Source organism: Porphyromonas miyakawae (assembly GCF_045865415.1).
GTDB lineage: Bacteria > Bacteroidota > Bacteroidia > Bacteroidales > Porphyromonadaceae > Porphyromonas > Porphyromonas miyakawae.
Genome location: NZ_BAAFSF010000001.1, coordinates 24,645 through 41,811 on the forward strand (window position 1 = coordinate 24,645; position 17,167 = coordinate 41,811).

The 17,167-nt window shown below is 42.7% G+C and carries 11 protein-coding genes and 2 pseudogenes; 3 read left to right on the forward strand and 10 right to left on the reverse strand.

What is annotated here, in order from left to right; genetic code table 11:
* Positions 1–320: 320 nt before the first annotated feature.
* The 6 genes from ACLWMH_RS00085 to ACLWMH_RS00110 form a co-directional block, all read right to left on the reverse strand.
* Positions 321–1,331 (reverse strand): virulence RhuM family protein, encoded by a 1,011-nt coding sequence (locus ACLWMH_RS00085; protein WP_411914744.1) that lies wholly within the window; start codon positions 1,329–1,331, stop codon positions 321–323.
* Between the two features lie 22 nt (positions 1,332–1,353).
* A complete protein-coding gene (locus tag ACLWMH_RS00090; protein WP_411914745.1) occupies positions 1,354–3,753 on the reverse strand; it encodes an AAA family ATPase in 2,400 nt (799 codons plus the stop codon).
* Positions 3,750–5,318 carry a restriction endonuclease subunit S gene (locus ACLWMH_RS00095; RefSeq protein WP_411914746.1) on the reverse strand — a complete coding sequence of 523 codons (1,569 nt, stop codon included), beginning with the start codon at positions 5,316–5,318 and terminating at the stop codon, positions 3,750–3,752. Before ACLWMH_RS00095 ends, ACLWMH_RS00090 begins: the two co-directional genes overlap by 4 nt.
* Positions 5,311–7,224 (reverse strand): HsdM family class I SAM-dependent methyltransferase, encoded by a 1,914-nt coding sequence (locus ACLWMH_RS00100; RefSeq protein WP_411914747.1) that lies wholly within the window; start codon positions 7,222–7,224, stop codon positions 5,311–5,313. Before ACLWMH_RS00100 ends, ACLWMH_RS00095 begins: the two co-directional genes overlap by 8 nt.
* Before the next feature lies 1 nt (position 7,225).
* On the reverse strand, positions 7,226–7,429 hold the full coding sequence (locus ACLWMH_RS00105; RefSeq protein WP_411915588.1) for a helix-turn-helix domain-containing protein: 204 nt from the start codon (positions 7,427–7,429) through the stop codon (positions 7,226–7,228).
* A 353-nt stretch (positions 7,430–7,782) separates the two neighbouring features.
* Positions 7,783–8,691 carry an urea transporter gene (locus tag ACLWMH_RS00110; protein ID WP_411914748.1) on the reverse strand — a complete coding sequence of 303 codons (909 nt, stop codon included), beginning with the start codon at positions 8,689–8,691 and terminating at the stop codon, positions 7,783–7,785.
* A 251-nt stretch (positions 8,692–8,942) separates the two neighbouring features.
* On the opposite strand from ACLWMH_RS00110, the gene ACLWMH_RS00115 reads away from it, so the two are divergent.
* Positions 8,943–9,152 carry a hypothetical protein gene (locus ACLWMH_RS00115; RefSeq protein ID WP_411914749.1) on the forward strand — a complete coding sequence of 70 codons (210 nt, stop codon included), beginning with the start codon at positions 8,943–8,945 and terminating at the stop codon, positions 9,150–9,152.
* Between the two features lie 299 nt (positions 9,153–9,451).
* Here ACLWMH_RS00115 and ACLWMH_RS00120 read toward each other — a convergent pair whose 3' ends face one another.
* The 4 genes and pseudogenes from ACLWMH_RS00120 to ACLWMH_RS00135 form a co-directional block, all read right to left on the reverse strand.
* Positions 9,452–9,994 (reverse strand): transposase, encoded by a 543-nt coding sequence (locus tag ACLWMH_RS00120; protein ID WP_411915589.1) that lies wholly within the window; start codon positions 9,992–9,994, stop codon positions 9,452–9,454.
* Between the two features lie 159 nt (positions 9,995–10,153).
* Positions 10,154–12,577, reverse strand: a complete 2,424-nt coding sequence (locus tag ACLWMH_RS00125; RefSeq protein ID WP_411914750.1) for a T9SS type A sorting domain-containing protein — start codon at positions 12,575–12,577, stop codon at positions 10,154–10,156.
* Between the two features lie 124 nt (positions 12,578–12,701).
* Positions 12,702–12,965, reverse strand: a pseudogene (locus ACLWMH_RS00130) (IS30 family transposase); the annotation flags it as partial.
* Positions 12,959–13,150, reverse strand: a pseudogene (locus ACLWMH_RS00135) (plasmid mobilization protein); the annotation flags it as partial. The pseudogenes ACLWMH_RS00130 and ACLWMH_RS00135, both read right to left, overlap by 7 nt.
* 643 nt (positions 13,151–13,793) lie before the next feature.
* On the opposite strand from ACLWMH_RS00135, the gene ACLWMH_RS00140 reads away from it, so the two are divergent.
* Together ACLWMH_RS00140 and ACLWMH_RS00145 are read left to right on the forward strand one after the other, a co-directional pair.
* The gene (locus ACLWMH_RS00140; protein WP_411914752.1) at positions 13,794–14,000 is read left to right on the forward strand and encodes a helix-turn-helix domain-containing protein; all 207 of its coding nucleotides are present in this window, start codon (positions 13,794–13,796) and stop codon (positions 13,998–14,000) included.
* Positions 14,001–14,006: 6 nt separating this feature from the next.
* Complete coding sequence (locus ACLWMH_RS00145) at positions 14,007–17,165, forward strand: type I restriction endonuclease subunit R (protein ID WP_411914753.1); 3,159 nt, start codon at positions 14,007–14,009, stop codon at positions 17,163–17,165.
* Positions 17,166–17,167: the final 2 nt, after the last annotated feature.

Sequence of the window (17,167 nt, forward strand, 5' to 3'; positions counted from 1 at the left end):
TCGTTGATTTGCATAGGGCATCTTTGATGAGAGACCTTTTTGATTTATAAGCCCCTTTTGAGCAGAGCACTTCTTGTTGCTCTGTAAGCGCACTCTCTGACTAATTTCTATTTTGAAGTGCTTGGAATGCTCCCTATGGAAACCTAACTGAAGTCAACCGCTTGTCTGTTCTGGGGATTTGAATACCTCCCTTTCCACAAACAAGGGTGCAAATCAGCAAGTTATTCGATTTACACCCTTTTCTACACCCCAAAAATCATAGCAACCAAAACAACACCCAAGACGAAAAACATTTACTATTTGGATGTGGTGTGAGATTATCATTCTTCTTTTGGTGGTTTTTGCTCTTGCGTGGGAAGACGCTTTACCATTTTGTCGAAGTCGCTTTCAAGTTGAGCCATTTCTCTTTGGCGGTATATATTGAATTCTCGCTCGGCTTTTTTTATTGCTTCTTGATGCGATACACTTCCTTTGCCTTCCAACAGTTTGCGTTGCAGAGCTATGATTTGGTTGTCAAGAGCTGAAATCCAGTCTGCCATATGCATGGGACGTTCTTCAAGGGCTTGGAACTCGGCAAAGTCTAAAAATTGAGACACAAGTAGGTTAAGACGTTGCAGTTCTTTTTCCGTAAGATAGTTCTTAGCTATCTTCACATCATCTTTGGTAATATAATTCCCTTTGAAATTAGTCATACCCACCAGAGGCTTGTCGCTGTCCACTCTGTCATAAATGATCTCCGCTGCGGTATGCTCATGTACGGCATAGTGGAGTTTATTCTGTACCGAGGCGAAGAATGTACGTGAAAGGGCTGTTCGAGGGTCGTAATCTACCGAGGTTGCATAGATGTCTGTCACCTGTTGATAAAAATTGCGCTCCGATGCCCGAATATCCCGAATCCTTTGCAACAACTCTCGAAAATAACGATTGCCGCCCTGTTTCAGTCGATCATCGTCCATTGCAAACCCTTTTTGGATATACTCGTGCAACCGTTCGGTCGCCCATCGCCGAAAACGTGTTGCCACCTGCGACTGCACCCGATAACCAAGGGCGATTATCATATCAAGATTATAGTGGTCAATATTGCGTCGCACTTTTCTACTACCCTCCTGTCGAACTAACAAGTATTTCTTGTGAGTTGCCTCGTCAGTCAATTCATTGTCGGTATAGATATTCTTGATATGCAGGGCTATATTCTGTTGCGTAGTACCGTAAATCTCTGCCAACTGTCCCTGCGTAAGCCACACATCCTCGTCAGCAAATCGCACGTTTACCTGTACCAAGCCGTTATCGTCTTGGTAGATGATGAGGTGATTGTTATTTTTTTCTGCCATTCTACTCCTAATAAAAACCATTTTAATCTGTTTCCCGCTCTCCAATGCTCTCTAGGAAAGCCCCATACTGATCAGGATCTTTTTTCTTGATTGTTTCAAGAATAAACTTAGCGCATTTCTTAATTTCGGCGTGATCGGACACAGACATACCTCTCTCCATTAGGCCCTCAAGATGTGAGAGTTCATTGTCAATACGACCTATGGTAGTAGCCGCATACCCGTCAGAGAAGAAACGAGTCATCTTCTTATGGAGGCAATTTTTCTCATTGTCTGGATATTTATAATACAGATACGCTTCTAAAAATTTACGCGCATTGTTTCCAAAGTTGTAGAATAACTCATAGTTTTCGTTTTCTGTAGCCTGACTACATTTGTAGATTTGGTGAAATAAGTAATTAAACTCTGTCACATGTTCTTTCATATACTTAGGCATAACACTAATAATCGAAGAACTACCCTGCCTTTCCAACAAAAAACGCTGAATTTGAATATCCCTTTGCTTTATATCGCCTTTCTTATCTAGATAGGGTATAGTAAGTTCCTTTGTATGGAGCCGTTTGAGATACCTTAAGAAGTCTAGATTATGAGTAGATATAAAGAGCTGTGTCCACTGACGCTTAGCCACTATTTGCTGGTCTATCAGCGAGAATATAAAGAACACATGATTAGCATCCAAACTCGAGATAGGATCATCAATCCAAATTATCGGCTTTTCTGAAGCAGTCTCAACATCCTGTAGTTTTGCAACAAAGTACGCAAAAGCGACAAGATTACGTTCCCCTTCACTCAGGTTATAAGCTTTCTGCTCTCCTCGAAACACATCAAAGTAGACACCTTCCTCATTATCTTTTTTAACTGCTCTAAGTTCAATGAATCTATGTCCAAAATAGTTTTTCAGGACAGCATTTACTTTTTTAGCCCCCTCTTCTTCATTTTGACGGAGGCGCTCTTTTGCTTTAATCTCCTGCTCCTTGAAAAAAACAGCTTCTTCCTTTTCTTTTTTGGCGACTTCTTTCTCTTTGAAAACCGCTTCTTTCTCTGATATGATCTTTACTATTTCTTCAAAGTCTATGTCTTCCTTAAAACGAGAAACTTCAGATAAACGCAGTTTTTCCTGAGTTTTAGATTTCTCCTGCTTAAGCTTAGTACCATACTCAGTTGCACTTTTCTCAAGCTCCTCAATCCGATTATAAATTGCATAGAGTTCTGAAAAATCAAATGTGTGTTCAATATAAGAAGGGGTAGAATGAATCTCCTCTAATTTCTTTTTCACTTGTAGCAAAATGCCGTTCAACGCTGTGAGAAGTATCTCTCGGAGTTTATCCATGTCCTTATTAATACTCTCCACCTCAGCTTTAAAGTGCTGATAGTATTGATCAGGTGAGATTTTGTAGAGTTCCTTTGCAACTTGAATCTGTCCTTCTAGCCAATCAACCTCCTTCTTTGCCTTGTTTTTCAAATTCCTTGTAGCTTCGTCATAATGATGTTCTAATTCTGCCCAGCGATTTTTTGTAATTTCACCTCCACAGAACAGACAAATTTTCTTTCCCTCATGTAGTTTGCATCCTTCCTCAACCCATTTGTTTGCTATTGCATTACGTACTAATTCTTCAATCTTACCAGATGCCATTATCGGTTGCTCCACAATAGCTTTAATCCGTTGATTTATGTCCTCAAAGCTTGGTAGGAAATATTCTGATATGTGTGGGATTTGCTTTACCTCTTCCTTTAACGATGCCTTCAACTCACTTATTTGCTCGTCTGACAGGCGATAGGCTTTGTTAACCTTCTTAAGTTCATCCGCGAGTTTGGCTACATTGTAATTCTGATCGCCAAAAAATTGGGATAGATACTTGATACCAGTACTCTTATTCAGAGCCTTAAACTTAAGCTTCCTCTCTAAATTTCCTTTCTCTTCATTTATTTCTTTTTCCGCTTCTTGATAGTCCTTGACAGCATTCATCCTCTCTAGATAGAGTCCTGATTCATTCCCTTCTTCTGCTGACCCTAACTGAATTTTTAGTTCTTGGATTTCTGATTCAATCTGGGCGTTTTCACCCAATACGGCAAAAGGTGTTACACCTTCTTCAGGATTGGCGATGAAGAGTAGATTATCTTTCACGAAGTCTTCATTGAAGACACGAACTTGGATAGTAACGTTCGCTATAGATTTCTCGTCTATAGTATTTCCATCGCTCAGCTCCAACTTAAACGCCCCACTCTCATACTTTTCGAGTCCTCCTTTTAACTCAAAGGCACGAAAAATCCGAGAAATTGTAGTCTTTCCAGAGTAATTTCTACCAAAAAATATATTTATATCCCCCAGAACTACCGGCTTGCCTTGAGAACTTACGACATTCTTGTCCCATTCAAAGTCTTTGAAGACCCCAAGATTATTTATTTTGAGAAACTTCTTAATCATACACTAATAGAACTTAGATATGTCATCAGCGCATCATACTCCATCACACGCATAGTTTGCTCCATGTAGGCATAGTCGGGCGTGCCATCTGCTTGTGAGGGGAGCATAATAATTTGTCGCTTCATACGTTGGGCGTTAAACTTGTAGCCGTAGGCATATTTACTGCGTTGCTGAGCAATGGAGGTGGAGAGATAAAGGAGAGTATACTTATTGTTGGCATTTTCATTTTTCCAGCGTACACGCTTCACATCGTCAGAGAAGAGGGCTTCGTAGGGATGATAGAACGAAAAACCAACACTTCCATTGTAATTCACGCCCAAAACCTCTTTGTCAATACTTGCATTAGTACTGTCTACGAACTCTGTAATACCATTACACACTTCAGAAGCTCCAACAAAAGGGCGATTACCTATTGTCATATCAACCTTGGTAAGCCTAACCCCGTTAGCAATATATAGAATGTCTTCCATAAAGAAAGGCTTCATTTTACCCCCCGTTAACATTTGTTTGCACTTCTTGAAGTTGAAGTATCGCAATGCACCTCTAAGCGTATCTTGCTCTACTTTCTTCATAAAGGCAGACATAAACTCCCAGTCAGGCGTACCATCAGCTTGGATAGGGAGCATTAGGCGTTCTCTCGTGATACGTATATCATTTATCTCTCTGTTGAAACTATATTTTTCAGAGAGCCTAGTGATGATTGGAAGCATAAATAGGTAAGCATACTTGTCTATTCCTTCTTTCTGGAGTGATATTACGTGGTCGCTTGCAACGAATTCAAACTCTTGAAAGAATGCACTACCAACACTTCCACTATTAGCAAGGCTTATGCAATTAGAGAAAATACGTACCCTTTCCTTATTACCAACGAATCCATCTATTCCATTGTTCGTAGCTGTGGACGATACATAAGGGGTAGTTCCTTCTATATGGTCATCTTTCTTTAATCTTTTACCTCTTTGTATACGAGTGAAGACATCCTTAAATTGAAACTCTCTCCACTCCCTGTCCTCCAATGCACCAAGAGTAATGATATGCTCAAGTAGTTTTGCTTCCAGCTTGGGGAGAACTTCCGACAAAAGTTCGTCCTCTACTTGTTTCATGTAGGCTTCCATAAACTCCCAGTCAGGCGTACCATCGGCTTGAACAGGTAATAATACAACTTGCTCTTTCAATCGAGTTGAATTTATTGTATAGGAATACGAGTACTTCGATTTATGCTGTTCCAGTGATACAGATATAAACATCAAAGCATAGTATGAACACTTGATTTTGGGAGATAAGATGTTAACCTTAGTGCCTGTAAAGAACGGATACCTTTGAACAAACGGCTTTGCAGTTTCATTACCTATCGTAATTGCAGGTACATCGGACCACATTCGCTCAATGTCATTAGAGATAAATCCGTCTACTCCATTGTTACTTTCTTTCCTTGTCACATAGGCAACCAAACCAGTTCTATCAACCTTATTTCCGTCAAGACTATCTCCTATCCGTATTGAAAACAAGTCCTTAATTTTGAACTCTTTCCACTCCCTATCAGTCAATTTTAGCTTCTTATTCATCGTCTGCTGTATTATCGAAGAGATAACCTCTTCCGTGAGTAATCATATTGAACTGAAAGCTGAGATAATCCGCCATCGTTTTGCGGAAGTCTTCATCAGAGGGAATTTCGTCATTGAAGTAGTAGAACGAATGCAACCATTCGTCCTCCGGTTCGATGGTGGTTTCCACACAAAACTTACTCTCTGACTTGGTTCTTCCGTGCCAAACATCAAGCAAATGCTGTTTACGGTCTTTGGCAGTACCATTATCCACTAACCCCACGTGCTTAGCTACAACAAAACCATCGTCCTCGAAGTTGATGAACCTGCACTTCTTCTCCTTGGGGTGTGGCACGCCTGCCGTAAAGATGGCGATACAAGGATTTGTACCGACACCGTAGAATGTATTATTATTCAACGTTATCACCCCTTCCAGCGTGTGATGCTTGAGGATATTACGCTTGATGGTTTTCTCAGTGGAGGTCTTTCCCGTAACAGAAGATTGCGGTATAATGACAATTGCCCTTGCGTCCTCGCTTAGGGAGTCAAGCAAATGTTCGGTAAAAGCGATTTCGTACTTATCAGGATCGTCTTTACTCCCCTGTGAATAGGGAGGATTCATCATTCCGACTGTGCAGTGCATCTCTTTTTGAAGCTTACTCGCAGACTCAACAAGGAAATCAAAGTTGTGCAAATTACTCTTGCCATCACCACGCAATATCATATTGGTTGTAGCAATAGTAAACATATAGTCTTGCAGTTCAATGCCCATCAATTGTTCTTTGCGGATAGAACGTTGTAGGTCTAAGTCACCCGTCTGTTGCAACATTGAGTGCATCGCTGCAATGAGAAAGCCTCCTGTTCCACAGCAAGGGTCGAGTACTCTGTCTGAGGTTTTCAATCCTATCAAGTCGCAGAATAATTCTGTAATATGTCTTGGAGTAAGAACGATCCCTAGATTTTGCCCATCCTTACCCGAGTAAGCCATAAACTCTCCGTAAAACATGCCTAAATAATCATCTCCAGACTGAGAATAAAGGATAGAACGATGTATACTCTCTCGTAAAAACTCGGTATACTCGCGTAGGAGTGTTTTCTTGCTCTTTGGGTCTTTATCATTAATCTTACGATTATCTCTAATAACTGCAAATTGTGCCAAAATTTTATCTCGCTTGGTAGTAGGCGAAACATTGGCACGAGTAAGATTGGCTTCAATGGCATCATATATTTTTTTGCCATCCGATTTAACCGTATCGCCTGTAAGATCATCAATGGAAAATCCTTTGTAACTTTCCTCTCGAAGCGCTAGTAAAATACCTGAAACTACAAGCGGTTTCTCTTGATTAGTCAGACCTCCTTTCCAAAGCATCTCGTGCAGCGTTTCTGCGTCTTTGAGTATCTCGGCAGTAGTTTTTTCCTCCTCGCTTTCTTCTTGTAAAATCTCACGATGGTAGTAACGATCAATATTATCTTCATTGAAAGAGATAAAAGTTTCCACATCTGCCAACTCTTTAGGATAGAGACTGTCATCCAAAAAGATTGGGGTAATACGATGACGTTTTTCATCTCCAGAAACACCAATAGCAATGACTTTCTTATAATTCGTATGTAGAATTATATGCCGTCCATAGTGTAATGCACCATTTACGGCATACCCCTGTTTACTTGCTATGTCTTCAAGGAGATTATTATCCTTATCTCGTTGCTCGTGATAAACAGTGTTGGCTTTATTCTCAATGACTAATACAAAGTCTTTTACGACCCCCACAAACTCTGGCTTACCTACTTTTCCTGATTCTGCTTTAGAGGCAGTTTTCAATGCTTTCTCTATTTCAGGAACATCTGAGCTTTGGTAGCATAAATCTATATGAGCTGACTTCAGTAGCTCATACACCCATATATCAGTTTGTGCTTCTTTCTTTGCCATTTTATTTTACTAATTCTTTGGGTGAAACATTGAGTATGTCTGCCACTTTGAAGATGATAGCGAGGTTAGGCTGCTTGCGATTACAAACGTAGGCGTTGGTGATGCTGAAACTCATGCCTAACTCTTTAGCGAGCCATGTTTGAGTGATGCCTCGCTTCTTCAGAAGCTCCTTGATCAGGTTGCTATGATCGTTCTTCCGTCCCATTGGATGATTACCTATCTTTATATTGGTCATAAAGTTATGAACTTATAATGAATAAAAAAGGCTTTTTCACCACGACGAAGTGTTAGGACAAGAAGATAGTCAAATAATTGATGATGGAAGGATAACCACATGCTTTTGGCCAAATCTATCCACTTGAGTATGTCTCAAATTTCTTAAATATCTCCTTTATCTCAATATAGTGACAAAGAGGCGAAGCCTTGATTCCGACAACTGTCCCTTGAGTTTATTCTATAAATCATTAGGATTTAGCCGCGAAGGCAAAACGGATAGGGGCATTCGCCACGACGGAAGCGATGGGAAAGTTATCCTTTAAGGTTAAGGATAATGAGGGTTTATGCCATGGGATAAAACTTGCGGAGGGCAAGGAGCAGCCAGGTAGTTAGCACAAACGGAGCTGTGTAGAGCGGGAAGTGCCAGTAGTCAAAGAGCTGTGCCCCATAGTAAGATATTACAATTGAAAAGAGGATAGCCAACAGGCCTTCGCCTACACGCCCCCACATAGAGCGCAAGGGAGAGGGGAAAGTGGCCAGCGCAGCCGCTACCAGTAGAGGATTGTAGCCGAGTAAGCCACTGGAGAGGCTCTCTTGCCATCCGAAGAGCGTGGCCACGGCAGGCAGGAGCAGGAGCGTGCACAAACCCCATCCTTGGTGCTTCCACGAACCCATGAGTAGAATCAACATGATCACAAGGGAGAAGCAGAGATTGTCCTGTAAATAGATCTCCCCGAAAGAGAGTAGGTCGCCTCGCCATATATTGGTTGGAGAAGCAAGATCCCATGTAGCATCCCAGAATAGATGTATCGACGGAGAGGTTGGCCACAGTCGCATCAAAGGCACCAAAGCCCACGAGGTGAGTACAAAAGGCGCAGTAAGTACCGGCATACCGCCCATCCATCGCTGCATTAACCGAGTTACAAAGTAGGTAATGACGGCACCGATAGCCGCCCACAGCACGCCCATCCAGCCCCCGACTAAACTGTAAACGGCTATTGCGGTCAGCAGGGGATTGTAGCCGCTAAGCCCTTGGGTTACTTTGTCGGATTCTTCCCGGCAAATAAGTGCCAATAGATAGCTGATTGTGGTGGCGATAAGCCCTACTAACGCATATCTCGGTGAACATAGCAATAGCGCAAAACAGATGGCTAAGCCGCCCCAGGGTTGGCAGGCGAATATTACCTGCGTGTAACTATTGCCGATCGCTTTGAAGGCATTGGGTCGCGGAGATAAGTGCTGCTTTTTCATGACACTTTTTATTTTTCTATCCTATTTCTTTTAGGCTGCTCTTATTTGCTTTGTCGAAGCAATATGCGAAGTTATACAATATGCCGCATACGATAGATCATAAGAAGCCACGAGAAGGGGAAACGCACGTCAGGGTAAAGGCTTTGAAGCTAGTTTTTCCTCTTTTGCCGCAGAGTCTTTACACAGACAGGCGTAAAAGATTCAAGAAGTTTGTATCTTTCAGAGAATCAACAGATTATTAGAATAAGCGTATGAACAAATTTAATATAGAACTATCGAGTGCTCCTGATAGAGAAAACCTTGTGGCAGAAATTTGGTATGGGGAAAAAATGATTGCCGAAGTCAACAAAGAGTCAGGGGGACTTGTGGTAGAATTTTATTTTGATGGAAAAATCTCATTTATGTTGGATGAATTTTGCGAGGTACTTGAAAATGCCAAAAGAAGAATAACAGAAAGATAATGCCCGCAAAAAGATTCAAAAGCATTGTATCTGCCAGATAATCATATAGAGTAGAAAAGAGTGTAGGGTAAAAGGGTTACGAGTTGGAAACGAGCAAGTTTCTCTTTCTCTCTTTATTATGCAGTGCTTCAAAGAACTTTTATTTTGTTGTTGCAAAGGTACTGTTTTTATGACAGAGAAGATTGTAGTTTCATAAATTTAGGTATGAGAATAACTAAGAGGAGATATACGATTGATAATGTGTAGGAACAAAAAAAGGAGTGTTACAGTAAGTGTTACAGTATTAGATGGATGTGTGGTTAGAGGTTGGGGTAATCTGGTATGAGCATCTGCATCGGAGTCTTCTTGTTGAGGGCTCGATGAGGACGCGCTGTGTTATAGAGAGCAATCGTTTGCGAGAGGATCTCTCGAACTTGATCTATGGGCTTATCCTTGAAGTTGTAGAGCCAATCGTTCTTGACGATTCCGTTAAGTCGCTCTGCCATAGCGTTGTGCAGAGGGTTGCCGATCTGGGTGACTCTGGTTACGATGCCTAGGCTGGCCTCGTAGTCGGTCATCTGCTTGGAGACATATTGACAGCCTCGATCGCTATGGAAGATGAGTCCTTTGAGGTCAAAGCCATGCTTCTGGTAGAAGTCAACGGTCTGTCTTAGTGCGTTGTAGGGACCCTCTGAGGAGAGCGTGGGCTGCAGGTCAAAGCCTGTGATGATGCGGCTATAAGTGTCCATCGTCAGGGAGAGGTATGCGAAGCCTCCTAAATACTTGACGTAGGTTATGTCTGAGACGGTGAGCCGGCAATGGTCGGTGGCGATGCTCTCGCCAGTGGCCAGGAGGTCGTCAATGACTCTCCACTTGAAATCTAGGGGATATCCCTTTCGTACTCGGTTACTTTTTTTTGTTTCATAGTTGTTGGGGTTGGCTCCCCCAACTGTGTACTATTTCAGGAGAGGACAGCGGTGCGTCCACGGCGAGGATGGTGCGCCGTGGATCGTGTCGCTCGGTTATCGTTGGATGAGGAGGCGCTGTGCATCGTCACCTAAGCGGAGCAGATAGGTGCCCTCCGCATAGGCGGATAGGTCAATCTGCAACGTGCCATCGGCATCGGTACGTGCTTCGTACCGCAGTGCGCCATTGGCGTCGTAGAGGCGTACCAAGGCATCCGCCTTTGCGCCCTTCACGTTGACGTATGCACTTGCCGGATTCGGATAGAGGCGCAGGGCACCGGATTCTACCACATCCGCAGCGGTTTTCTTGGTGAAAGTGGCTTTTACTTTGGTATTTGCTGTAACTGTGAATTTTTTGGTGGCGAGGATATCGGTTCCGTTGGCGGTGAGTGCTTTTAGCTCGTATCCGTCAGCCGGTGTCGCTACGATGGTGAGCTCGGTACCCAATGGTACTGCGTTTAGGTCAGTAGCACCGGTAGCGGTGAGCGTGCCTTCGCCCTCTTTCGTCAGCGTTACCTTAAAGGGTTGTGCCTCCTCTGCGCCCTCGTAGTCAACAACCCGTTGGGTATCGAATTTGTACTTTAACGTATTCCAGTTCTTACCCTTGGCAATAGCGACATCGGATTTAAGGCAAATATTGCCCTCAAGAGCAGGTTCTTGCACCACAATAAATGTACCGGCTTGCTTTCCGGTATAGTCGGGTAGGCTGTTCACCAAGCGGGTCATCTCTTCGCCTTTAATTTGATTGCCGCAGCAGTTAAGTACGCTCAATTCGTTATTCTTATTCTTGGATACATCCAACGCTTTCAGTTGATTGTTGTAGCAGTAGAGTCCTGTCAACGCGGTATTTTGGGATACATCCAATGCGGTCAGCTGATTGCTATAGCAGGTAAGCGTTGTCAAGGCCGTATTCTTTGATACATCCAACATGGTCAGCTGATTGTTGTCGCAGTCAAGAGCTGTCAGTGCGGTATTCTGGGATACCTCCAACGCGGTCAGCTGATTGTTGTTGCAGTAAAGCGTTGTTAACTTGGTGTTTTGGGACAGATCCAATGTGGTCAGCTGATTGTAAGGGCAGGAAAGCCATTTCAACGCGGTATTTTGGGATACATCCAATGCGGTCAGCTGATTGCTATAGCAGGTAAGCGTTGTCAAGGCCGTATTCTTTGATACATCCAACATGGTCAGCTGATTGTAAGAGCAGGTAAGCGTTGTCAAGGCTGTATTCTTTGATACATCCAACATGGTCAGCTGATTTTTTGAGCAATTAAAGAAGGTTACATCTCCGGTAATGGTTACGGTTTGCGATGTGAGCTTATAGGTTACCTCTGTTCCGCTTATGGGTGTACCAGTAGCACCGCTCAGCGTGGGTGCTGCCCCCGTATAGTTCATCTGGAAAATTACCGTCTCCCCAACTGCCTTCGCAGTGGTGAAGGTGATCACGTTTGCTGCGCCCTCGTAGGCAACATACTCTTCGGTATCGGTTTTGTACTTTTGGGTATTCCAGTTCTTACTCTTTGCAATGGCCACATCGGATTTAAGGCAAATATTGCCCTCAAGAGCAGGTTCCTGAACTACGATAAATCTACCGGCATCCTTTCCGGTATAGTCGGGTAGGCTGTTCACCAAGCGGGTCATCTCTTCGCCTTTGATTTGATTGCCAGAGCAGGCAAGCCCTTTCAAGGCGGTATTCTTTGATACATCCAATGCGGTCAGCTGATTGTTAGAGCAGTCAAGCCCTATCAAGGCGGTATTCTTTGATACATCCAATGCGGTCAGCTGATTGTCAGTGCAGTAAAGTTCTGTCAACGCAGTGTTTTGAGATACATCTAATGCGGTCAGCTGATTGACAAAGCAGTAAAGTATTGTCAACGCAGTGTTTTTTGATACGTCTAATGCGGTCAGCTGATTGTTAGAGCAGTCAAGCCCTGTCAAGGCGGTATTCTTTGATACATCCAACGTGGTCAGCTGATTGCCAGAGCAGACAAGCCCTACCAAGGCGGTATTCTTTGATACATCCAAGCTGGTTAGTTGATTGTTGTAGCATTCAAGCGTTGTCAAGGCGGTATTCTTTGATACATCCAACGCTTTCAGCTGATTGTTGGGGCAGTAAAGTTCTGTCAACGCAGTGTTTTGAGATACATCTAATGCGGTCAGCTGATTGTCAGAGCAGTCAAGTACTGTCAACGCAGTATTCTTTGATACATCCAACACGGTCAGCTGTTGTCTTGAGCAATTAAAGTAGGTTACATCGCCCCGGATGGTTACGGTTTGCGATGTGAGCGTATAGGAGATCGTTTTCCCGCTCTCGGGTGTACCGGTAGCACCGCTCAGCGTAGGCGTGGCACCCGAATATTCCATATTGAGCAATATCTCCTCCCCAACCGCTTTGGCGGTGGTGAAGGTGATCACGTTTGCTGCGCCGGAGAGCGTAACCACGCTGACTAATAGGGCGCACATGAATAGTAATCTTTTTTTCATGACAACTAATTGTTTCTTGTATCTCGGACTTCTGCACCGGCAGTGTAGCCGCGAGAGGTGGTTATACTATTATTTTTTCTGATTATTCTTTATACCGCACATTCCAGTGTCAAGTGCAACATAGCTACGAATGTAGGAAAAAAACTTCATAGGGAGTTTTATAGCCTAGTTTTTTGTGCGGTCTGTTGTTTAGTTGATTCTGAATTTGTTTGATTTCATCGTCAGAGATTTCGTCAAATGATTTTCCTTTAGGGATGTATTGTCGAATCAATCCATTGATATTTTCAATGTGCGGTTTGTCAGCAGAGCAATAAGGTTTAGCAAAGAATACAGGGATCTTGAGTGCCCGCTCTATGGACTTGAAGTGTGTGAACTCAGTCCCGTTATCACCTTGAAATGCTCTCCCAATATCCATGCCCGCACGAAGTCGGACTTCGTTTCCGCACCTGATTTATGGAACAAATCAATCGCCCGTTGCTGGTCTTTCGGGTTGGGCAAGCGTACGTGCCAGTTGTCCCAGCGAGGCTTGTTGGTTGTTTCCGGCTGTTTTGAAAGTTCTCTTTCCTTATTCATAGCTTTCTTTTTTCTTTAATCACGACTTCGGAGTGATTTACCCCCCTTCGGGCAAGGGTCTTTGTGGTACAAATGGCAATTTGTGGTACAAAGACACACCTTGCCAATATCAAGAATTGATGCCACCCACTTAGGGGCGATTGGAAATTAGCTTTTGACTTTCTGAGCTAAGTTTTGAGTCTGGTTAAGACTTGACTCAGTTTTGACTTTGGTCAATTTTGACTTGAGTTAAAATCCACTTCTGGACCATACCAAATCTTGACTTACCCAACTCTTAACCGAAATCCCCTATGGCTTACTCATTTGACCGTAGGTAATTGTAAGTTCAGACTAAACGCTGAAAATGCCCGCAAAAGATTCAAGAAGTGTGTATCTTTCAGATAATCAATAGAATAAGAAAGTGTAAAGAGTGAAAAGGTTACGACTTGGAAACGAGCGAGTTTCTTTACCTATCTTCATTCTGCAGTGCTTCAAAGAACACGTCATTCTATGTTGCAAAGGCACATTATTGCCAACGAAAAACATTCAAAAGAAGAAAAATATCATTGTGCAGTTATAATATCCTTATTTGCTTGGAGTTATGGCATTAAATGCTTAATTTCGTGTGTGATACTTTTAACAATTAATGAAAGAAAATCTACAGATGAAAGCAATATATCGGATTAAATCCGTATTAGCGGAAAAGCAGGTTTCGGGCAAATGGTTAGCTAATCAAGTGGGACATACAGAGAATACAGTATCACGCTGGTGTTCAAATAAAGTACAGCCCTCTCTTGATAATCTTGTCAAGGTTGCCGAGGTATTGGAAGTAGATATTCGTGATTTGTTAAGACCTACATTAAAGAAGTAGAATACTATGGGAAACTTCAATGAATCCACTCGAGTACAGATGCCGGCAATGGTGCATCTAACCCGTTTAGGATACCAATATTTTGGCAAAATACAAGAGAAAGACGCTGGAGCCGTCTATGATGCAGATACCAATATCTTGCTAGAAGTATTTCAGAGTCAGTTTGAGAAACTTAATCCTGAGAATGCGGGGGCGTACAAAGAAACACTGAGAGAAATTCGCAAAGAACTCAACGATGATGATTTGGGACGAGGTTTCTATAAGCGTCTGAGATCAGTCTCTCCGATAAGGCTCATCGACTTTGACAATCCAGAGAATAACACCTTTCATTTTACAGCAGAGTTTACCTGTAAGAATGGAGATGACGAGTTTCGGCCCGATATAACTCTGTTTGTTAATGGTTTGCCTCTTTGCTTTGTTGAGGTCAAAAAGCCCAACAACCATGGGGGCATGGTCGCAGAGAGCAATCGAATGATTAGAGAGCGCTTCCCAAATAAGAAGTTTCGTAGGTTCGTCAACATCACTCAGTTGATGATCTTCTCCAATAATATGGAGTACGACACCCTAGACGGTATTGTGCCTGTGCAGGGTGCGTTTTACTGTACAGGAGCAAGAGATGCTACACCATTCAATTGCTTTAGAGAAGAAAACCCGTCAGGATTGGATGTAGCCCCTTTTCACGCTGCATACCCATATCTCGATAAAAATGCTGACGAGGAAAAAAGAATCTTAGCCGATTACAATAACCAGGTAATCCACACGAGTCCAGAGTATCAGAGTAATCTAGGTCTGTATACTCCCACCAATCGCATATTAACCTCGATGTGCAGTCCGTCACGTCTGCTCTACATACTCAAATATGGGATTGCTTATGTTCATAAGGAGCGAGAAGAAGACGGAAAGATTGAGACTACGGATCAAAAGCATATTATGCGCTATCAGCAACTATTTGCTGCCCAAGCCGTCACACAAAAGCTCTCGGAAGGTGTTAAGTCAGGCTTGATTTGGCATACACAAGGGAGTGGTAAGACGGCACTTGCATTTCATCTCACCTATATCCTCAGTGATTACTTTGCTCGACAGAATAAGGTCGCTCGCTTTTACTTTATCGTAGATCGAATTGATCTGTTAGAGCAAGCAAAAGAAGAGTTTGAAGCTCGTGGCTTGGTTGTCTCAACAGCGAACACAAGAAAAGAACTGATGCAACAATTCCAAACCAACCAAGCTCAACAAGGTCCCAGTGGACAAGCTGAGATAACGGTGGTGAATATTCAACGCTTTGAGAAAGACAATGAGAGAGTTGCACTAAACAGCTATGCCACCAATCTACAACGTGTTTTTATTCTTGACGAAGCACATAGAGGATACCGCCCAGGAGGCTGCTTCCTTGCAAATCTTTTTGATGCTGACAGAGATGCTATCAAAATCGCTTTGACAGGTACGCCTTTGCTGGGAGAAGAGAGAGCATCGTGCCAAATATTTGGAAACTACATACACACCTACTATTACGATCGCTCTATAGCTGATGGGTATACGCTTAAAATTATCCGAGAGGATATTGAGACATCATACAGAGAGCGGTTAACGGCAGTACATGAAAAGCTCGAGACGCTGGTAGAGAAGAAAGACATCAAGAAAAAACAAATTATCGAGCACGACAATTATGTAGATGAGCTGCTTCACTACATCATCACCGACTTAGTGAACTTCCGAAAGATACAAGGAGACGAGACTTTAGGCGGTATGATTATCTGCGAGACAAGTGGTCAAGCAGAGAAAATGTATGCTCACTTTGATCGTATACAAAAGGAGATAAGCCCCGACACACAGCTTCGTGCAGGCTTGATACTTCATGACTATGAAGATAAAGAGACTCGCAAGCAAATCATCAAGGACTTTAAGAAGAATAATTCTATAGACCTCCTTATCGTCTTCAACATGCTATTGACAGGCTTTGACGCGCCTCGATTGAAGCGACTTTATTTCGGACGCAAACTGAGAGATCACAATTTGCTCCAAGCCATCACACGAGTAAACCGCCCGTACAAAGATATGCGTTATGGCTTCCTCATTGACTTTGCAGATATTAAGCAAAACTTTGAGGAGACCAACGAAGCTTATCTCCAAGAGCTCAACCGATTTAATGACGTCAAAGAGACCGGCGATGGGAGCAATACAGACACATTTGCTCAAGTACTCGAAAGCAAAGAGGAGATCCTAGAGCGGATGAAAGATATCAGGCAGACACTGTTTGAGTACTCGTATGATAATGCAGAGGACTTCTCCTCTGAGATCTCAACTCTAGAGGACAAAGCCGTACTTCTAGATCTCAAGCATGCGTTAGTTTCTGCAAAGGATATGGCCAATATGGTTCGAACCTTTGGAGACGAAGATATGCGAAAGCTATTCTATAAGCTGGAATTAAAGAAACTACCCGATCTACTCTCAGAGGTACAGCATCGCATCAGTCTCATCAATCAAAAGGAGGCATTTCAGCTGGGCGATGAGACAAGGTTGCTCATCAATGAAGCTATGCTTGATATAGAATTTGATTTCTCAAAGATAGGTTCAGAAGAACTGCATATCATTGGTGGGACAGGAGCATTAAAGGAGAAATGGCAACGTACCATTACCGCTTTTACCAATAATTTCGACCAAGACGACCCCGAGTTTGTTACACTGAGAGAAGCATTTACACAGCGTTTCAAAGAACATGGATTTATTGTTGATACGGTGGCGAAATTTAATGAAGAAACCAAGGCTCTTGATGATGTAATGAAGCGTTTGCAGGAGATTCAAGTAAGGAACAATGCACTCTTGAAAAAGTATAATGGAGATGCAAAGTTTGCACGTGTACACAAGCGCATACGTGAGGTGAACAAGAAAAGAGAAACAGAGCATAAAGCCCCGATGTTCTCATTCAAGGATGAGGAAATAATGGTTATCTTGAAAATAATCAAGGAAGATATTGATGCAAAAGTGTATGACAAGAGTGATATATTGAAAAAAGACGCTTATTTCTCACGCACGGTGCTGTCGCTCATTAGCGGTTGCTTGTATCAGTTTCCACAGATAAAGCCCGAAATGGACGACTATAAGTTCATCAAGGAGCGGGTAGCCCAACAATATCTCAATCAATATAACGCAACTTACGGACATTCATAACA